The sequence below is a fragment of the Acidovorax sp. FG48 genome (assembly GCF_057809085.1).
This window is the reverse complement of sequence record NZ_JBMDJH010000011.1, coordinates 102,411-121,112: the sequence shown is the minus strand read 5'-3', so window position 1 is coordinate 121,112 and position 18,702 is coordinate 102,411. Positions and strand designations below refer to the sequence as shown.

Annotated in this window: 19 protein-coding genes and 1 tRNA gene; 12 read left to right on the top strand and 8 right to left on the bottom strand. The window is 64.7% G+C overall.

Features of this window, described 5'->3' with window-relative positions; all coding sequences use genetic code 11:
* The 6 genes from ACODSU_RS16485 to ACODSU_RS16460 are packed head-to-tail and all read left to right on the top strand — an operon-like array spanning position 1 to position 2,293.
* Positions 1-402: a hypothetical protein gene (locus ACODSU_RS16485; protein ID WP_488843249.1), complete on the top strand. Its 402-nt coding sequence runs from the start codon at positions 1-3 to the stop codon at positions 400-402.
* On the top strand, positions 399-860 hold the full coding sequence (locus ACODSU_RS16480; RefSeq protein ID WP_488843247.1) for a hypothetical protein: 462 nt from the start codon (positions 399-401) through the stop codon (positions 858-860). Before ACODSU_RS16485 ends, ACODSU_RS16480 begins: the two co-directional genes overlap by 4 nt.
* Positions 860-1,180, top strand: a complete 321-nt coding sequence (locus ACODSU_RS16475; protein WP_488843246.1) for a hypothetical protein — start codon at positions 860-862, stop codon at positions 1,178-1,180. Before ACODSU_RS16480 ends, ACODSU_RS16475 begins: the two co-directional genes overlap by 1 nt.
* Positions 1,177-1,647: a lysozyme gene (locus tag ACODSU_RS16470; RefSeq protein WP_488843244.1), complete on the top strand. Its 471-nt coding sequence runs from the start codon at positions 1,177-1,179 to the stop codon at positions 1,645-1,647. Before ACODSU_RS16475 ends, ACODSU_RS16470 begins: the two co-directional genes overlap by 4 nt.
* A complete protein-coding gene (locus tag ACODSU_RS16465; RefSeq protein WP_488843242.1) occupies positions 1,644-1,859 on the top strand; it encodes a hypothetical protein in 216 nt (71 codons plus the stop codon). Before ACODSU_RS16470 ends, ACODSU_RS16465 begins: the two co-directional genes overlap by 4 nt.
* A complete protein-coding gene (locus tag ACODSU_RS16460; RefSeq protein ID WP_488843240.1) occupies positions 1,859-2,293 on the top strand; it encodes a hypothetical protein in 435 nt (144 codons plus the stop codon). Before ACODSU_RS16465 ends, ACODSU_RS16460 begins: the two co-directional genes overlap by 1 nt.
* Positions 2,294-2,404: 111 nt before the next feature.
* Here ACODSU_RS16460 and ACODSU_RS16455 read toward each other — a convergent pair.
* A tRNA-Leu gene (locus ACODSU_RS16455) sits at positions 2,405-2,489 on the bottom strand.
* 39 nt (positions 2,490-2,528) lie between these two features.
* Between ACODSU_RS16455 and cysM the strand changes: the two genes are divergently transcribed.
* The 4 genes from cysM (at position 2,529) to ACODSU_RS16435 (ending at position 5,450) form a co-directional block, all read left to right on the top strand.
* Entirely contained in the window at positions 2,529-3,431 is a 903-nt protein-coding gene (gene cysM, locus ACODSU_RS16450) for a cysteine synthase CysM (protein ID WP_488843238.1), read from the top strand.
* Between the two features lie 124 nt (positions 3,432-3,555).
* A complete protein-coding gene (locus ACODSU_RS16445; RefSeq protein ID WP_488843236.1) occupies positions 3,556-4,140 on the top strand; it encodes an NUDIX domain-containing protein in 585 nt (194 codons plus the stop codon).
* A gap of 5 nt (positions 4,141-4,145) precedes the next feature.
* The gene (locus ACODSU_RS16440; RefSeq protein ID WP_015015339.1) at positions 4,146-4,373 is read left to right on the top strand and encodes a sulfurtransferase TusA family protein; all 228 of its coding nucleotides are present in this window, start codon (positions 4,146-4,148) and stop codon (positions 4,371-4,373) included.
* Between the two features lie 108 nt (positions 4,374-4,481).
* Positions 4,482-5,450 carry an IS1595 family transposase gene (locus ACODSU_RS16435; protein WP_488843234.1) on the top strand — a complete coding sequence of 323 codons (969 nt, stop codon included), beginning with the start codon at positions 4,482-4,484 and terminating at the stop codon, positions 5,448-5,450.
* A gap of 88 nt (positions 5,451-5,538) precedes the next feature.
* Here the strand turns inward: ACODSU_RS16435 and galU are convergent, their stop codons facing one another.
* Both galU and ACODSU_RS16425 read right to left on the bottom strand, forming a co-directional pair.
* Entirely contained in the window at positions 5,539-6,426 is an 888-nt protein-coding gene (galU, locus tag ACODSU_RS16430; protein WP_309822619.1) for a UTP--glucose-1-phosphate uridylyltransferase GalU, read from the bottom strand.
* Positions 6,427-6,553: 127 nt separating this feature from the next.
* Positions 6,554-9,451, bottom strand: a complete 2,898-nt coding sequence (locus ACODSU_RS16425; protein WP_488843232.1) for a valine--tRNA ligase — start codon at positions 9,449-9,451, stop codon at positions 6,554-6,556.
* A gap of 634 nt (positions 9,452-10,085) precedes the next feature.
* Between ACODSU_RS16425 and ACODSU_RS16420 the strand changes: the two genes are divergently transcribed.
* A complete protein-coding gene (locus tag ACODSU_RS16420; RefSeq protein WP_488843230.1) occupies positions 10,086-11,945 on the top strand; it encodes a M48 family metallopeptidase in 1,860 nt (619 codons plus the stop codon).
* Between the two features lie 434 nt (positions 11,946-12,379).
* On the opposite strand, the gene ACODSU_RS16415 is transcribed toward ACODSU_RS16420, so the two are convergent.
* Positions 12,380-13,003 carry a VOC family protein gene (locus ACODSU_RS16415; protein ID WP_060985565.1) on the bottom strand — a complete coding sequence of 208 codons (624 nt, stop codon included), beginning with the start codon at positions 13,001-13,003 and terminating at the stop codon, positions 12,380-12,382.
* A gap of 309 nt (positions 13,004-13,312) precedes the next feature.
* On the opposite strand from ACODSU_RS16415, the gene ACODSU_RS16410 reads away from it, so the two are divergent.
* Complete coding sequence (locus tag ACODSU_RS16410; RefSeq protein WP_488843228.1) at positions 13,313-14,980, top strand: ABC-F family ATP-binding cassette domain-containing protein; 1,668 nt, start codon at positions 13,313-13,315, stop codon at positions 14,978-14,980.
* 93 nt (positions 14,981-15,073) lie between these two features.
* On the opposite strand, the gene ACODSU_RS16405 is transcribed toward ACODSU_RS16410, so the two are convergent.
* The 4 genes from ACODSU_RS16405 to ACODSU_RS16390 all read right to left on the bottom strand — a co-directional run bounded on the left by ACODSU_RS16405 (position 15,074) and on the right by ACODSU_RS16390 (position 18,700).
* Complete coding sequence (locus ACODSU_RS16405) at positions 15,074-15,649, bottom strand: YceI family protein (protein ID WP_422847462.1); 576 nt, start codon at positions 15,647-15,649, stop codon at positions 15,074-15,076.
* Positions 15,650-15,736: 87 nt separating this feature from the next.
* On the bottom strand, positions 15,737-16,312 hold the full coding sequence (locus ACODSU_RS16400; RefSeq protein WP_015015333.1) for a YceI family protein: 576 nt from the start codon (positions 16,310-16,312) through the stop codon (positions 15,737-15,739).
* A 123-nt stretch (positions 16,313-16,435) separates the two neighbouring features.
* Positions 16,436-17,008 (bottom strand): cytochrome b, encoded by a 573-nt coding sequence (locus ACODSU_RS16395; protein WP_488843225.1) that lies wholly within the window; start codon positions 17,006-17,008, stop codon positions 16,436-16,438.
* Positions 17,009-17,422: 414 nt separating this feature from the next.
* Positions 17,423-18,700 (bottom strand): heme biosynthesis protein HemY, encoded by a 1,278-nt coding sequence (locus tag ACODSU_RS16390; RefSeq protein WP_488843223.1) that lies wholly within the window; start codon positions 18,698-18,700, stop codon positions 17,423-17,425.
* Between the last annotated feature and the right edge of the window lie 2 nt (positions 18,701-18,702).

Here is an 18,702-nt window from a genome sequence, read left to right as displayed (position 1 = left end):
ATGGCACGCTTTGCAATCATTGACGCAGGGCGCGTCATTAATCACGCCGAAGCTGATTCAGCCTTTGCTGCATCCCAGGGTTGGATTCCAGCCGCAGATTCGCGCATCGGGGACTTGTGGGATGGGCAGGTGTTCACCCCCGCACCACCCCCGCCTACACCTGTTCCCGCCGCTGTCACCATGCGACAAGCCAGACTTGCTCTGCTTGGCGCTGGTTTGCTTGATGACATTGACGCCGCTATCAACGCTCTCCCAAGCCCGCAGAAAGAAGCTGCGCGCATCGAGTGGGAGTACAGCCAAGAGGTGCAGCGGCACAACGGGTTTGTGTCTGTGCTCGCGCCTGCTCTCGGGCTCACCGCGGAGCAGACAGATGCGCTTTTTGTGCAGGCAGCAAAGCTGTGAAAGCCGCGTTCTACAAAGGCACCCGCCCCGGCCTGCAGGGCATCTACAGCCGTGCTGTCAGATGGATTGACCGTGGCCCGTACTCGCACTCTGAATTGGTTTTCAGCGACGGCCTGAGCGCATCGGCAAGCTACATCGATGGCGGTGTGCGATTCAAGCGCATCGACTACAACCCCGCGCACTGGGACTTCATCGAACTGCCCGATGCCGCCGAACCCTTCGCCCGCGAGTGGTTCCGCGCCAACGAGGGCGCGCCGTATGACCTGATGGGCAACGTGCGGTTTGTGTTGCCCTGGCTGGCAGACAGCGAGCGCGGCTGGTTCTGCAGCGAAGCCATGGCGGCGGCGCTGAAGCTCAAAGAGCCCTGGCGCTTTGGCCCGAATGGGCTGGCAGCGGTGCTGCTCACCATCCACCAACAACCCGCATCGGCGGGTTTTTCTTTGCCCGGGAGGGGCTGATGAACGATGAAAACTTGCAGCAAATTCACGAGGAACTCGCGCAAGGAGACAAACGCATGGACTCCCTTACGGATGAAGTGACAGCGATCAAACTGGAGCAAGCGCAGTTCAGGGTGGAGCTTGCGGAGAACACCAACGCTACCAAACGCATCGAGGCCAACACGGCGGAAATGCTGGACGTTTTCGAGAGCTGGAAAGGCGCCATGAAGGTGCTGAACTGGATCGGCAAGGCGGCCAAGCCCATCGGGTATGTCGTTGGGTTGGGGGCGTCCATTGCAGCGTTCTGGGCAGCGCTCAAAGCCGGGGTGCAGCCAAAGTGACCCCGCGCCAAAGACTCGCGGCCAAGATCGGCGCTGGGGCTATTGCGCTCGCGGTTCCTTTGGTTGCGCACTTCGAAGGCTATGTGCCCTGGGTCTATCGCGATCCGATAGGCCGTCTGGCGGCCTGCTACGGGCACGACGATCAAACGATGACGCCAGGCAAGCGCTTCACCGCCGCTGAGTGCCAAGCCATGCTGGAGGAGGACCTGCTCAAGCACGCAGAGGCCATCGACTGCATCAAGCGTCCGCTGAGCGATGGGCAGAAAGCCGCATTCCTGTCGTTCGCCTTCAACGTTGGAAACAACGCATTCTGCGGCTCGACCCTGGTGCGCAAGGCCAACGCTGGGGACATGGCCGGGGCATGTGCAGAGTTGTCCCGCTGGACCCTGGCGGGCGGGAAAGAGCTCCCCGGCCTGGTTCGTCGTCGTGCGGCTGAAAGAGCCGTCTGTGAAGGATCTACCTCATGAAACTCACCGTACTCATTTCAGCCATTTTGATCAGCGCAAGTCTCACCGGCTGCGCAACGACAAAGGGCCTGGAAGTCTCCGCAGAGGATGCGCAGGAATGCGCCGAGGTGGGCTGTACTCCGTGGTCTGAGCGGCAGCTTGAGCAGATGGCGCGGCACTTTTACGGCCTGGGCGTGAAGGCTGGGATTCAGCGGCAGAAGGGGGCAATCTGATGTGGGCCTATGTTGGCGTTGCCGTGGCCGCTGGGCTGATCGGCTGGACCGCACAAGGGTGGAAGTTGGGCGAGGAGATCGCAGAGCTTCAAGCTGATTACGCCGCCGAATCAGCCAAGGCCCAGGAAGACACCCGGACCAAGGAACTCGCCTTCAACCAGAAACTGCAGGACGCCCAAAATGAAGCCACGAAACGCGAAACCAAGCTCCGCGCTGATGCTGCTGCTGCCCGTCGCACTGCTGACAGCCTGCGCGGCGCCCTCTACGAATTCCGTGCAAGTCTCCCCAACGCTTCCACAAGCGCCCTCATTGCGCGAGCCGATACCGCAGCAGAGCTACTCGGAGCGTGCGTCAGCGAATATCGAGCAGTGGCAGAGTCGGCTGACCGACATGCTGGGGACGCGCTGATGCTGCAGCAGGCATGGCCGAAGTGACAAAGAAAAAGGCCCCGCCACGCGATGTGACAGGGCCTTGATGTCGGTAAAACCGGAACGTGCACCGGAACAAAAGCCGGAACACATTCAAAAACCATAGCTAGAAATCTATGGTGCCCGGGGCCGGAATCGAACCGGCACGCCTTGCGGCGGGGGATTTTGAGTCCCCTGCGTCTACCAATTTCACCACCCGGGCGGAATATGTGAAGCCCTGAATTATGGCACAGTAGGGCGTATGAAATATCCGACGATTGAAGACGCGGTAGGCAACACGCCGCTGGTGGCGCTGCAGCGCATTGGGGCCCAGGACAACGCGGCGCGGGGCAATGTGGTGCTTGGCAAGCTGGAAGGCAACAACCCGGCGGGGTCCGTCAAGGACCGGCCTGCACTGTCGATGATCCGCCGCGCCGAAGAGCGTGGCGACATCCGCCCTGGCGACACGCTGATCGAGGCCACGTCGGGCAATACCGGCATCGCTTTGGCGATGGCCGCGGCCATCAAGGGCTACCGCATGGTGCTGGTGATGCCTGAGGACTTGTCCATCGAACGCGCCCAGACCATGAAGGCCTTTGGCGCAGAATTGGTGCTCACGCCCAAGAGCGGCGGCATGGAGCACGCCCGCGACCTGGCCGAGGCCATGCAAAAGCGTGGTGAGGGCAAGGTGCTGGACCAATTTGGCAACCCCGACAACCCCCGCATTCACTACGAAACCACGGGCCCCGAGATCTGGGAGCAGACCGGCGGGCGCATCACCCACTTTGTGAGCGCGATGGGCACCACGGGCACCATCACGGGCGTGTCGCGGTTTCTCAAGGAGAAGAACCCCGGCATTCAGATCATTGGTGCACAGCCCGAAGAAGGCTCGCGCATCCCGGGCATCCGCAAGTGGCCGCAGGAGTACCTGCCCAAGATTTATGACGCCAGCACGGTCGATGAGCTGGTGTATGTGAGCCAGGACAACGCCGAAGACATGTGCCGCCGCCTCGCGCGCGAAGAGGGCATTTTTGCCGGCATCTCGGCTGCAGGCGCGTGCTGGGTGGCGCAGCAGATCGCTGCGCGCGACAGCAATGCCACCATCGTCTTCATCGTGTGCGATCGGGGCGACCGGTATTTGTCGACCGGGGTGTTTCCTGCGTGACCTGTGAAACGGCCTGCGCAGTGGGCTCCAGGGGCATTGCCGGGTGCCTCTTCGCAGGTTTTTGAATCAGAATGGCTGCTTGTGCTAGTTGAACATGCCTCAGCAGCTACATAAAAGATAGCATATGCCCTACGAAGTTCGTTTTTGCCCCCACTGTGCCACCGAGTTGCAGCCCATCACGCTGGCCGAAGACGGCGGCGACAAGGAGCGGCTGCGCTGCCCCGCCTGCGGCTGGACGCACTGGAACAATCCCACGCCCGTGCTGGCTGCCATTGTGGAGATCGACGGCAAGGTGCTGCTGGCGCGCAATGCGGCGTGGCCGGGCAAGATGTTTGCCCTGATCACCGGCTTCATGGAGGCGGGCGAGTCGCCCCAGGAAGGCATTGCGCGCGAGGTCAAGGAAGAGACCAACCTCGATGTGCAGTCCACCACCCTGGTGGGTGCCTACGAGTTCTTGCGCATGAACCAGGTCATCATTGCCTACCACGTGGTGGCCACGGGGCAGGTCAAACTGTCGCCCGAGCTGGTGGACTACCGGCTGTACGATCTGCCAGATCTCAAATGCTGGCCTGCGGGCACGGGCTACGCGCTGGCCGACTGGCTGCGCACGCGCGGCCATAAGCCCGTGTTTTTCACGGCCGAAGAAAATGCAGAACGCCGCCGTGGGCTGGACGAACAAGCCCCGGCCGCGACGCCGCCTAAGGATTGATGACCATGGACATTCACAAAGAAATCGACACGCGGGGCCTGAACTGCCCCCTGCCCATCCTCAAGGCCAAGAAGGCGCTGTCGGACATGGCGAGCGGCCAGCTACTGAAGGTGGTGGCCACCGACAACGGATCGCTGCGCGACTTTCAGGCGTTTGCCAAGCAGACCGGCAACGAGCTGGTGGAGCAGCAGACGGTGGGCGAAGAGTACATCCACGTCCTGCGCCGTCGTTGAATGCAAAAACAGGCTCTTCTAGCGAATGCTAGTGATGAGTCTTTAACCGTAGCGCTACGCCCCCATCTCCCTAGCATGACGCGCTTGCGTCTGCCCCAGGAGAAGGCCATGCGACAGCAACAGATGACGCGCTTGATCCACAGCCTGCCCCAGCTGACGCACCACCAGCGCCAGCAACTGGCAAGCTGCCTGCAGGCGCTGCTCGATCACAGTCACGCCATCGCCGTTGTAGAAGCACATGGCAGCGCCCACCGAACCTGTCCGCACTGCGGCAGCCCGCAGCTTGTCAAGAATGGCTCGGCCAATGGGCTGCAACGCTTCAAGTGCCGCCAATGCGCGCGCACCTTCAACGCCTTGACTGGAACACCGCTGGCACGCCTGCATCTGCGGGATAAGTGGATGGGCCAGGCGCAGGTCTTGAGCGAAGGACTCTCACTCAACCAGGTGGCCTTGCGCCTGGGTGTGGCGCAAAGCACCGCCTTTCGCTGGCGCCACCGCTTCCTGGCCTGCCCCAAGAGCGTGCAGGCACGCCAGCTTGTGGGCATCGCCGAGGCCGATGAGTCTTACTTCCTGGCCTCCTGCAAGGGGCACAGAGGCTTGCTGCGTCGTCCTCGCCGACGCGGCGGTAAGGCGCTGGCTGGCTGCAAGGGCTCGGAATACCCCCCGGTGCTGATGGCGCGAGACCGGGCCGGAGCAACGGCCAACCTCATCCTGCAGACGAACCAAGCGGTGAGTGTGCAAACTGCACTCAAACCCTTGCTGCCACCAGACACCATCCTATGCACCGACGGCAGCGTCACACTGGCCAGCGCTGCGCGGGCCCTGGGCGTGCAGCACCAGGCGGTGAACGTGAGCCGGGGTAGGCGTGTGAGAGGCCCCTGGCATGTTCAAAACGTCAATGCCTATGTCAGCAGGCTGCGCGGGTCGATGCAGCACTTCAAGGGCGTTGCAACGAAATATCTTGATTCGTATCTGGGCTGGTTCAGGATGCTGGACCGATCAGGCCCCACGGGGCTGCAGCCCGCGCTGGTGCTGGAGGCGGCCATGGGGAGTCAAGGCGTCACTAGCATTCGCTAGAAGAGCCCAAAAATAGCTGCTAGCGCTTGTTGCATCAGCGCTGGCAGCTATCAATTTTGATCTCAATCGAGAGCTTGGACGGCCGGGTTTACAGCGCCAGGTTCTTCAGGTAGCCCCGGAAGTGCGCCCCCACCTGCGGGTGTTGCAGGGCCAGTTCCACTGTCGCTTCCAGAAATCCTTCCTTGCTGCCGCAGTCGTAGCGCTTGCCTTCGTACTGAAACGCATACACCGCCTCGCTGTGCATCAGGCGGGCGATGCCGTCGGTGAGCTGGATCTCGCCTCCCACGCCGCGTGGCTGGTTGCGTATCTCGTCAAACACGCCGGGCGTGAGGATGTAGCGGCCCGCCACGCCCATGCGCGAGGGGGCCTCGGCGGCCTTGGGCTTTTCGACAATGCGCTGGATGCGGATCAGCGGGCCGCCGGCGGGCTCGCCCGCCACGATGCCGTACTTGTGCACCTGGTCCTCGGGCACCTCTTGCACGGCGATCACCGAGCGGCCTTGCTGGCGGAAGGCGGTTGCCATCTGCGCCAGCACCGGCTGCCCACCCTGGGGGCCGACCATCAAATCGTCGGCCAGCAGCACGGCAAACGGCTCCTTGCCCACCAGCGGCTCGGCGCACAGCACGGCGTGGCCCAGGCCCAGCGAGCGGGGCTGGCGCACAAAGGCGCAGTCCATGTCGCTGGGCTGGATGGAGCGCACCAGCTCCAGCAACTCCTTCTTGCCGGCCGCTTCCAGCTCGGCCTCCAGTTCGTAGGCGGTGTCGAAGTGGTCTTCAATGGCGCGCTTGCTGCGGCCCGTCACAAAAATCATGTGGCGGATGCCAGCGGCGTAGGCCTCTTCGACGGCGTACTGGATCAGCGGCTTGTCCACCACGGGCAGCATCTCTTTGGGGCTGGCCTTGGTGGCGGGCAGAAAGCGTGTGCCCAGTCCGGCAACGGGGAAAACGGCTTTGCGAACGGTAGTGGCAACAGTCATGGGGCTCCTCTGGACGGATGGGGCGGTGTGTGGGCTGCAAGGCAGCCGCACGCACACCGGCAGAACATGAAAACAAGGCAATCGGCCCGCACAGTGCGGGCCGCCATGGCGCAGTATGGCCCGGGTTTTAGCCCAGCCGTGTCAGCTGATCGCGCAATCTGCCCAGCGTGGCGCCGAAGTCGGCAATGCGCTTTTTCTCCTGCTCGATCACCGCCGCAGGCGCCTTGGCCACAAAGGCTTCGTTGGACAGCTTGTTGTTCGCCTTGGTGATCTCGCCGTCGATGCGGGCGATTTCCTTGGACAGGCGGGCCTTCTCGGCCGCCACGTCGATCTCCATGTACAGGCATATGCGGGCGTCGCCCACCACGGCCACGGGTGCAGCCTGGGCGGCGGCGGCCCAGGCGGCCTCGTCGTCAAACACCTTGACCTCGCTGAGCTTGGCCAGCGCCTGCAGCACCGGGCCCACGCCACGCATGAACTCGGTGTCGCCCACCACGTACAGGGGCAGGCGGGTGGAGGGAGACACGTTCATCTCGCCGCGCAGCGCGCGGCACGCGTCCACGAGACCCTTCACGCGGCCCATGTGGGCAATCGCAGCTTCGTCGATCTTGGCCGGTTGGGCTTCGGGATAGCGCGCGATGCTGACCGACTCGCCAGGGATGCCCGCCACGGGTGCCACCACCTGCCACAGGGCTTCGGTGATGAACGGGATGATGGGGTGGGCCAGGCGCAGGATGGCTTCGAGCGTGCGGATCAGCGTGCGGCGCGTGGCGCGCTGCTGCGCTTCGGTGCCGTTCTGGATCTGCACCTTGGCGATTTCCAGGTACCAGTCGCAGTACTCATTCCAGACAAAGTCATAGATCGTGTTGGCCACGTTGTCGAGGCGGTACTCTTCAAAGCCCTTGGCGACTTCGGCCTCGGTCTTTTGCAGCAGCGAGGTGATCCAGCGGTCGGCCTGGCTGAACTCCATGTAGCCGTGGGCGCTGCCGCCGGGCTGGCATTCTTCCTTGGTGTGCTCTTTCAGGCCGCAGTCCTGGCCTTCGCAGTTCATTAGCACGAAGCGGCTGGCGTTCCAGAGCTTGTTGCAGAAGTTGCGGTAGCCCTCGCAGCGCTTGCTGTCGAAGTTGATGCTGCGGCCCAGCGATGCCAGCGCGGCAAAGGTAAAGCGCAGCGCATCGGCGCCATAGGCCGGAATGCCTTCGGGGAATTCCTTTTGCGTGTTCTTGCGCACGGTGGGCGCGGTCTCGGGCTTGCGCAGGCCGGTGGTTCGCTTGTCAAGCAGCGGTTCCAGCGCAATGCCGTCGATCAGGTCCACGGGGTCGAGCACGTTGCCCTCGGACTTGCTCATCTTCTTGCCCTGCGCGTCGCGCACCAGGCCGTGGATGTACACGTGCTTGAACGGCACGCGGCCCGTGAAGTGCGTGGTCATCATGATCATCCGGGCGACCCAGAAGAAGATGATGTCGTAGCCCGTGACCAGCACGGTGCTGGGCAGGTACAGGTTGAAGTCGTCGGTTTCGGCGGTGCCTTGGTTCGGCCAGCCCATGGTGCTGAAGGGCACGAGAGCGGACGAGTACCAGGTGTCCAGCACGTCCTCGTCGCGGCGCAGCTTTTTGCCCGGGGCCTTGGCCTGCGCCTCGGCTTCGTTGCGCGCCACGATCACGTTGCCGTCTTCGTCGTACCAGGCCGGGATCTGGTGGCCCCACCACAGCTGTCGGCTGATGCACCAGTCCTGGATGTTGTTCATCCACTGGTTGTAGGTGTTCACCCAGTTTTCGGGCACGAACTTCACATCACCGCTGGCTACGGCATCAATGGCCTTTTGCGCAATGCTCTTGCCGGTGGGGTCCTGCTCGGACACCTTGCTCATGGCCACGAACCACTGGTCGGTCAGCATGGGCTCGATCACCTGGCCGGTGCGGGTGCAGATCGGCACCATGAGCTTGTGCTTCTTCACCTCGACCAGAGCGCCGATGGCTTCCAGGTCGGCCACCACGGCCTTGCGGGCCACGAAGCGGTCCATGCCCTGGTACTTGGCGGGGGCGTTCTCGTTGATGGTGGCTTGCAGCGTCAGCACCACGATCATGGGCAGCTTGTGGCGCTGGCCCACGGCGTAGTCGTTCTGGTCGTGCGCGGGGGTGACCTTGACCACGCCCGTGCCGAACTCCTTGTCCACGTACTCGTCGGCGATCACCGGGATCTGGCGGTCGCACAGAGGCAGGTTGACCATCTTGCCGATGAGGTGCGTGTAGCGCGCGTCCTCGGGGTGCACCATCAGTGCCACGTCACCCAGCATGGTCTCGGGGCGGGTGGTGGCCACCGTCAGGCTGCCCGAGCCATCGGCCAGCGGGTAGGCGATGTGCCAGAGCGAGCCGTCTTTCTCTTCGCTCTCGACTTCCAGGTCGGACACGGCGGACTGCAGCTTCGGGTCCCAGTTCACCAGGCGCTTGCCGCGGTAGATCAGGCCCTGTTCGTACAGCTTCACGAAGGTGTCGGTCACCACGGCGCTGAGCTTGTCGTCCATGGTGAAGTATTCGCGGCTCCAGTCCACGCTGTCGCCCATGCGGCGCATCTGCGTGGTGATGGTGTTGCCGGACTTTTCCTTCCACTCCCACACCTTGCTCACAAAGTTCTTGCGCGCCTCGGGCGGGGTGGGGCCCATGTCGTAGCGGCTGATGCCTTGTTCCTGCAGCTGGCGCTCCACCACGATCTGCGTGGCGATGCCTGCGTGGTCGGTGCCCGGCACCCAGACGGTGTTGAAGCCCTTCATGCGGTGGTAGCGCGTCAGGCTGTCCATGATCGTCTGGTTGAACGCATGGCCCATGTGCAGCGTGCCCGTCACGTTGGGGGGCGGCAGCTGGATGGAGAAGGCGGGCTCGCCCGCCTGGGGCTGGCCTGTGCCACGGTGGCCTGCGGTGCCATACCCGCGCTTTTCCCATTCGGGGCCCCAGTGGGCTTCCAGTGCAGCGGGTTCAAACGACTTGGACAGGCTTTCGAGGCCGGGTTGTGGTTGGGGCGTGCTCATGGGTCTGGCAGTGGGGTGTGGCAGTGGGGGCCGTGGGGCGGAGCAGCCGCAGGGAGCGCTCCGACGAACAAGAGGGTGAACCGCACATTTTAAGGGACCGCCACCCCGGCGCTGGCCCCGCAGGGCCTTCGCCCGTTCGGGGGCGGCGCACCGTTTGTCGGCCGATTCTTTCCAATGGTTACCTTGTGGCTGGGTGCGCGGGTGAATGGGTCCTGATAATCCCGGCCGATAGAGCGAGGAGGGCGCGGCAACGCGAACAAGGCTCTAAGAACCTGCTCAAGGTCTTTTCGGGGATCGCATTGGAGTGCAATCGGGATGAGTGGATGCTTCGGGTGCGCCGCATGGGCTCATGCCCATGCAAGCAGCCGGGGCGTCCAATCGCCCGATTTCACTCCAACCCTTCGGGCAAGTGCCTTGCCGGGCGGTCTGCGGCGTTCCGGCGCTTGCCAATAGCCGAGCTATTGGCTGCGCCCCGCGCCTTGCATCCCATCCCGGCAAGGTACTTGTGCGACCCCGAAAAGACCTTGAGCAGGTTCTACGGATCACGATCTACAACAAGGACTGGTGCAGTGGCTTGCGGGGGCGTTCAGCCCTCTGGCGCCACGGAGCCGGGCCGTCACAACCATCCGAACCTATGACGTTTCAATCTGCCTGGCGCCTGGGCCTGGTCAAGGTCTTTGCCTATGCGCTGCTTGCGCTGTTCCTGGTGCCTGCGGTGACCTACGTGTTCACCCGCCATGCCCAGACCGACCAGGACGCCCGTTTTGTGGCCGGCATCAGCCAGCGCATCGATGCCGAAAAGGGCCTGCCCGCCGACGAGAAGCAGGCGCGCAAGGACTATTACCGCAGCAACCCGCCGTCCACCATCTGCAGCAATGCAGACCCCGACGCCCGCGAATACCGCGAGGCGCTGTGCGACACCTTCTCGGATGTCTGGCAGTTCCACATGGCGCGCAAGCTGTCGCTGTGGACGCTGGTGGCCAGCGCGGCGCTGCTGCTGGCGGTGCTGGGGCTGGGGGCGCTGGCGTTTGCCGACCGCAAGCTGCAGTACGCGAGCTTTGTGGCGGGCTGGCGCCTGACGTCCTGGGCCAGCGCCACGGCGCTGGTGGTGCAAGGGACGATGGCGGTGTGGCTGTCGTTCTGGGTCACTGCGTTTTTCTTCCACAAGTACTCGCCCAAGCTGGTGCTGTTTGTAGGCTTTGCCGTGGGGGCCGGGGTGCTGGTGGCCGTGGCGGGCATCTTCAAGCGCGTGCAGTCCAGCAACCAGGTGGTGGGCGAGCTGGTGGCCGAGGCCGATGCGCCGCTGCTGTGGCAGCGCATTCGCCACCTGGCGCAACGCCTGAAGACCGAGCCACCCCGGCATATCGTGGCTGGCATCGATGCCAACTTCTTTGTGACCGAGGCCCCGATCACCGTGGGCCAGCAAACCCTCACGGGCCGCACGCTGTTTGTGAGCCTGCCGCTGCTGCGCATCCTGGACCAGACCGAGGCCGACGCCGTGCTGGGCCATGAGCTGGCCCACCTGCGCGGGGGCGACACGCGTCGCAGCGCGCAGCTGGGGCCCAAGCTGGTGCAGTTTGACCACTACCGCCACGCCATCCGCACGGGCGGGCTGTCGGCCATGGCGTCGCCGCTGCTGGACCTGTACCGCACCATCTTCGAAATCGCCCTGGCCAGTGACAGCCGCGAGCGCGAGTTCAAGGCCGACCGCCTGGCGGCCAAGCTGGTGAGCCCGGCGGCGATTGCACAGTCGCTGGTCAAGATTGCCGCCTACGCCCAGTACCGCTACCGCATCGAGGACGAACTGTTCGGCCGCAACGAGCGGCACGACAACAGCACGCTGGGCATTGCCAGTTTTGTGGCCCAGGGCCTGGCGCCGTACGCAGCATCGCCCGACTTTGTGGATGCGATGAAGACGGCCAATGTGCCGCACCCCTTCGACTCGCACCCCGCAATGCCCGAGCGCCTGCGCAACGTGGGCATGGCCCTGAAAGAGCGCGACTACGGCGCGATTGCCGTGCGTGCGCCCGCCACCACCTGGGTGCAGGAGATATTGACCGCCGACGCGATTGAGCAGCGGCTGTGGAGCGCTTACGAGCAGCAGTTTGCGCAAGACCACGAGCGCAGCCTGGCCTACCGCTACGAGCCCGCCAACGAGCAGGAGCGGGCCCTGCTGTTGCAGTACTTTCCGCCCGTGGTGTTTGCCCTCAAGGGCGACGCGACGGTGGAGGTGAGCATCGACGGCATCCGCACCTCGGCCGATGAGACCACAGTGTTCTGGGACGCCATCAAGGGGCTGGAATTCAAGGAAAGCAGCTTTGGCAACGCGCTGATCGTGACCCACCCCGAGAAGAACGCCCTGGGCCTGGGCGCCAAGACCAGCAAGATCAAGCTGCCCGGCCTCAAGAAGGACAAGGACCAGTTCAACGCCGTGGTCAGCCACTACTGGCAGCGCCACCAGATCATGCGGGCGCAGCAACAGGCAGCGGGATAGTTGCTATCTTTTGTATAGCTGCTCGGGCAATGGGATGTAGCGCTTCAGCGCTATAAGAACCTGTTCAAGATCTTTTAGGGAATCGCATCGGAGTGCAATCGGGATGAGTGGATGCTTCGGATGCGCCGCATGGGCACGTGCCCATGCAAGCAGCCGGGGCGTCCAATCGCCCGATTTCACGCCAACCCTGCGGGCAAGTGCCTTGCCGGGCGGTCTGCGGCGTTGCGGCGCTCGCGGATAGCCGGGCTATCCACTGCGCCCCGCGCCTTGCATCCCATCCCGGCAAGGTACTTGTGCGACCCCGAAAAGATCTTGAAAAGGTTCTAAGGCCCAAAATTCCATCGCAAAGCGGTGGGAGGGCCGTTTGACGGGGCTGCGCACCCCCTCCAGCGCAGCCAGCCCCGTGGACCGTGGAGGTCTGGGGGCAGGTTGGCTTACTTGCGCACAAACTCCGGCCGGTCGTTCTGCTGGGGCTTGAGCGGCGCATCCACCTTGCCTTCGGCGCGTTCCTTGCGCCATTGCTCCTTGCGCGCCGTCCACTCGCGCAGGCGGGCGTGGGCCACAGTGCTGTCTTTTTCCATTTGCTCGTCGTTGGCCAGTTGGGCCGACAGCTCCAGGCGGATGCCGTTGGGGTCGAAGAAATAGATGCTCTTGAAGATGTGGTGGTCCGTCACGCCCAGCACTTCCACGCCGTGCGCTTCCAGGCGGCGCTTGGTGTTCTCCAGCTCCTGCACGGTGTTCACGCGGAACGCAATGTGGTTGACCCACAGGGGGGTGTTGGGCGAGGGCTCGGCCTTCACGTCGTCGCCCAGGTCGAAAAAGGCGATGAACGAGCCGTCCTGTAGGCGAAAGAAGAAATGGGTGTAGGGGCAGTACTCGCCGGTGCTGGGCACATAGTCGCTCTGGATGATGTGGTACAGCGGCAGGCCCAGGATGTCTTCATAGAACTGGCGCGTTTCCTCGGCGTCGCGGGCCTTGTAGGCGTAGTGGTGCAACTGCTGGATGGGGGCGGGTGCCGGCAGGCTGGCCAGGTCGGTCGGGTTCAGAACGGCGTTCATGCAGAGTCTCCTCAAATCGGTGAACGCAATTCTACTATTCGTAATTGATTTACGTTAAGTTAATTTTCGTCTGTCCGCCGGTGGATTACACTGCGCGTCCCTTTGGTTATTTCCGCCGTCGCGGAGGCCCGACTCCCATGCGCCTGTAAGCCCCTTCCAAGCAGTTCCCCCTGATCGCCCGCACCGGGCGGGGGGTTGTATGTCTTGTACGGAGCGCAGGCTATGCCGACATCCAAGCGAGGGGCTGGGGCCCCTGGCAACCGCCGTGTTGCCGATTCTTTTCCTTTTCCATCGTTTTCTTCTTCGTCCGTGGTACCTGCGCATCCCGATGCGGCAGGCTCCCCGACGGGGCTGCTGCATCTGAGGTTTCAGGATGTCCGCTGGCATCTGCCAGATGGGCAGGCGCTGTGGGACCGCCCGCTGAACGTGGCCGTGGGCCCTGGCCTGACCGGTGTGGTGGGCGCCAATGGCAGCGGCAAAAGTGTTTTTCTGCGGTTGGCGATGGGGCTCTGCCAACCCCATGGCGGGAGCGTTTGGCGTTGCGACGCAATCTTTGCCGTGGCGCAGGATGTCCCGGCAGACCCCGGCTCGACCGTGGCCGATCTCGCAGGCCTGGGACCGGTGTTGCAGGCAATGGCGCGGCTGGATACGGGGCAAGGCACTGCGGACGACCTGGTGCTTGCCGAAGGCCGTTGGGACTTGCCGGTGCGCTGGGCGCGGGCGTTGTCGGCCCTGGGCCTGGCGGGCTTGTCGCCAGGGCATGCGGCGCACCAGCTCAGTGGCGGCGAGCGCATGCGCGTGGCGCTGGCCGGGGCCTTTTTGTCCGGCGCCGACTTGCTGCTGCTGGACGAGCCCACCAATCATCTCGATCGCCCGGCCCGGCGATGGCTCCTGGACGCCCTTGCTCAGTGGGGCGGCGGCGCATTGGTGGCCAGCCACGACCGGGAACTGCTGGCCGGCGTGGGCAGCATCCTGGCGCTGTCACCCGCGGGGCTGCATCGCTACGGCGGAAACTGGGCCCTGTACCAGGACCAGCGCGCGGCCGAAGCCGCAGCGGCCCGCGCTGCACTGGAGCACGCCCGCACCGAGCGCAGCCGGGGTTTGCGGTCGCTGCAGCGTGAGCACGACGCCCAGTCGCGCCGCGCGGCCCGGGGGCGCGAGGAGGGGCGCACTGCCAACCAGGCGTCTGTGCTGCTGGACCGAAAGAAGAACAATGCCCAAGCCCATGCGGGCCGCGAACATGAACGCCAGCAACAGGAGCGCCAGCGGTTAAACGACGCGGTACGCGAAGCGGCCGCCCGCGTGCCGCCGCAGGACTTGCCCACGCTGGTGTTGCCACAGAGCAGGGTGCCAGCGGGCAAGCTGGTGCTCGCGTTCGAGGACGTGCAGGTGCCCCACGCGCCACCGGGCCAGCCACGGCTGGACGGCACCTGGAGCGGCCCCCTGCGCATTGCCGTCACAGGGCCCAACGGTTGCGGCAAAAGCAGCCTGCTGCGGTTGATCGCTTCGCCCGATGAACCGGCGGCTGGCCGCGTTCGTCGCCCCGTGCGTGCGGCCTGGCTCGACCAGCACCATGCGGCGCTGCGGTCTTCGCAGCACGGGGTGCTGCACCACCTGCAATCGCTCCACACGCCGCTGCCCGAGGCCGTGTTGCGCACGCATCTGGCGCAGCTGGGGCTGGGGGCCGACCGGGTGCTGCGTCCCGCCTGCGCGCTCAGTGGCGGTGAGCGCATGAAGGCTGCGCTGGCCTGCGCGCTGTGGTCGGGCGAGCCCGCGCAGATGCTGCTGCTCGACGAGCCCACCAACCATCTGGATGTGGAGGCCACGCAGGCGTTGCAGTCCGCGTTGTTGGCCTTTACTGGCGCGGTGATTGTGGTGTCACACGACTTGGCGTTCCTGCAGGCCGTGCGCCCTGACAGGGTGTGGGCCTGGCGTCCTACCGGCTGGGATCTGGACGGATCGCTCGGCGATGTCTGAGCGCGCATAAAAAAGCCGCCCGCTGCGCCATGGCAGGGGCGGCTGTGCAGCGCCATGCCGCCGTGGGGCGGCGGCTGTGTTGCTGCGTGTTGTTTACTGCTTCACGGCTTCGATCTGCACCACCAGGCGCACGTTCTTGGGGAAGCCCCATTCCACGCCGTAGTTCATGCCCCACTGGGTGCGGTCGATGGTGGCTTCAAAGTCGCCGCCGCACACTTCGCGCTTGAGCATGGGGCTGTCGTAGCAGTTGAACTGGTTGGCCTTCAGGGTCAGGGGGCCGGTCTTGCCCAGCAGCGTGAGCTGGCCTTCCACGCTGGCGACCTTGTCACCGTTGAAGACGAACTTGCTGGAGACAAACTTCATCGTGGGGTGCTTGGCCGCGTCGAACAGGTCGGCGCTTTGCAGGTGCTTGTCAAACGCAGGGGTGCCCGTGTTCACTGAGGTCACGTCGAACGTGATCTCTGCCTTGCCCGACTTGCCGGCCTTGTCGAACTGGACAGTGCCTTCCTTCTTGTCGAAGCGGCCACGGTTCACGGCAGCGCCAAAGTGGCTGATTTCGAACGAGGCGAAGGTGTGCGTCGGGTCGATGGCGTAGTTGGCCGATTGGGCTTGGGCAGCACCGGCGAACAGGGTGGCAGCGGCGGCCAGGGCGAAGAGGGACTTGCGCATGGAAACTCCTGATGGGTCAAAAAGGAAAGGACAAAGGGAAAGGGGAGGCCGCTGGCAGCAGCGGCCAAATGCAGAAGGGCGCAGCGCTCAGAGCTTGCCGATGCCGGTCAGCGCGAGCTTGAATTTGACCTGTACGTCGTCGGCCACCATGGAGGTGTCGGCCCACTCGTTTTCGCCGATCTTGAAGGCCAGCCGCTTGATGGGCAGCGCGCCTGTGGCGGTGGTGGTGGTGCCGTTCTGGGTCAGCGTTACGGGCACCACCACGTTCTGGCTGTTGCCCTTGATGGTGAGCGCGCCTGCCACTTCAAACTTGCCGCCGCCCAGGGCCTTGATGCTGGACGACACGAACTGGGCTTGCGGGAACTTGGGCACGTTGAACCATGCGGGCTTGGGCAGCTCCGCATCGGTCTCGCGCGAGCCCAGCGTGGCGCTGCCGGTGTCCACCGTGAAGGCGATCTTGCTGGTGGCCAGCTTGGCGGGGTCAAACGCGACCTGTGCGCTGAACTTCTTGAACTGGCCTTCGAGCGGCACACCCATCTGGCGGGCGGTGAACTGCACCTCGCTTTGTGCGGGCACCAGTTGCTGCTGGGCCAGGGCGGCCTGCGCGCCAGCGGCGAGCGCAGCGCCGATCACGATGCGGGACAGGGTAGTGGACAGTTGCATGCAGAAACTCCGTTCAAATCTCAAAAGGTGAAAGCGGCGGCCGGGGCGCGGATGGGTGCGTGGCCTTTGGGCTGGCAAGGCGCCCGCCTGGCGGGGCGGCGGCGCATGAAGGGCGGAAGCGGGTTATTTCCCCGGCAGCATGCGGTGCAGCAGGCCGTCCCGGTCCACCAGATGGTGCTTGAGCGCGGCGGCGATGTGCAGCACGGCCAGTGCAGCCAGTGCAAACGCGGTGTACTGGTGCCAGGGCTTGATAGCCTCGGCCAGGTCCTTGCTCACCGGCACAAAGTCGGGTAGCTGCCACAGGCCCAGGAACACGATGGGGAACCCCGCTGCCGAGCTGTAGGCCCAGCCAATCAAGGGCACTGCAAAGAACAGCACGTACAGCAGATGGTGGGTGCCGTGGTGCGCCAGCTTCTGCCAGCCGGGCATGGTCTTCTCAACCGCCTTGGGCAGCGCCGGGGGGCGGTGCGTGACGCGCCACAGCAGGCGCAGGGCTGACAGCACCAGGATCGTCACGCCGGCCCATTTGTGCCAGTTGTAGAGCTTGAGCCGCTGGGGCGAAAAAGGCAGGTCGGCCATGTAGACGCCGACGCCAAACAGCGCGATCAGCGCCAGGCCCAGCACCCAGTGCAACAGCATGGCCGTGCGCGTGTAGCGGCGGGGGGTGTTGAGGGTCGTGGTGGCAGTGGCTGTCATCAGCGAATCAAAAAAGGGCGTGTGAAAAAGAGAGGGGGCGCGGGCTGCGAAGGCCATCCCGTGGGGTACCGCCACAGTGCGGCGATGGGGCAGTGTAGGAAGCGCTGGCGACAATCTGCTTCAGGCAGATTGACGCTTTAGTTCAAATTTATTGAACCGATAGGCCTTGAGCGCTCAAAGTTCCCCAATGCTGTGCAAATTTTGTAGCGCAGCGATGGAGCACGTTGGCCCTGCACCGGGGTGGAGCCTGCAGCGCACGCGCTGGTGCACGCGCACGGCCGATGAATGCAAGGGGCGGCGGTTGAAAAAGCACAGCGGTGAAGACCACTGTGCAGGTGCGGAAGGCGCTACAGCGCCCCTGCGGTGCCTGCCTGGGTAATGCCTAGGTAATGCCTCGGTAAGGGGCTTGTCGGCTTATCGGGCCAGCGCAGCCTGCTTCCAGGCGCTGGCAGCGGTGGTGTCGTCGCCGCGTTGCTCGGCCAGCGCGGCCAGGTGGCGCCAGGCGCTGGCACGCAACTGAGGATCGCTGAGCTGCTGCGTTGCCTGTGTCAGCAACTGCTGGGCCTTGCCCCACAGCTGGCGCTTGAGGCAAGCCATGCCCGCCAGGTACTGCAGGCGCGCGTCGCGCGGATTGGCCTGCTGGGCCGACTCGATGCGGGCCAGCCAGGGGGCATCAAGCGCGTCCAGCCCCGCCTCCAGTGCGCGCACCAGCTTGAGGGCGTGTTGCTCGGCCAGGGCATCGGGCAGCTCGACCATGCGGTCCCACACGGGCAGCAGCCAGGCCCGCACCTGCGTGGCATCACCGCCCAGGGCTGCCAGCCGCTGGGCAGCGTGGATGGCCAGTTCGGGCATGTTGCGCTCGCTGGTTTCCAGCGACAGCCAGATCTGCTGCAGCTGGGCCGTGTCGTGCGCGCTGTTGATGAGTTCGGTGGCCAGGCCGCGCACGATGCTCTGCGCCGCATTGGGCGAGAACGCGCGGTGTTTGCCCAGCAGGCGTGCGGTGTCCAGCGCCTCTTGGGTCTGGCGTGCCAGGCGGGTGGCCTTGAGCTTGATGCGCAGGGCCAGGGTGCGGCGGGCTGCGCCCTGGGGCAGGGCAGCCAGGCGGTCGAGCGCTGCAGGGGCATCGCGGTCGTCCAGCGACCAGCGGGCGGCGCGCATCTGGGCGCCTTCGTGCATTTCCTGCTCGTTGACGGAGCCGCGCATGGGGGCTTCCTGCAGTGCGTCCTGCAAGTGGCTTTCGCGCGTGGCGCGGTCTTGCAGCGCGTGGGACGCTTCTGCCGCAATCATGTGGGCCAGCGCGCGCAGCTGCTTGCCGTGGGGCACGGCCTCGCCGCTGGCCTCCAGGGCGTGTTCTTGCGACAGCGCCGCCACAGCGGCCTTGCGCGATCGGATGAACCGACCGCCCAGCATGTGGGTCAGCGCGTCGAGCAGCGCGCCATGCATGGCGCGCTCTTTTTGTTGCACGCGCCAGCGGCGTGCCTGGTGCGGAAGTTCCAGCAGTGCCGCCAGGGCCCGCAGCGCCGCGTACACGGTGACAAAGCCGCCGACCAGCAGCAACACCACCATGTTGAGCGACAGATCGATGCGGTAGGGCGGCCAGTACAGGGTGACCGTCCCCTGGTTGTTGCCTGCAAACAGCGCGGCCGCCACCGCCACCCCGAACAAGCCCAGAAGCCAAAGTGCTGCGCGCATGG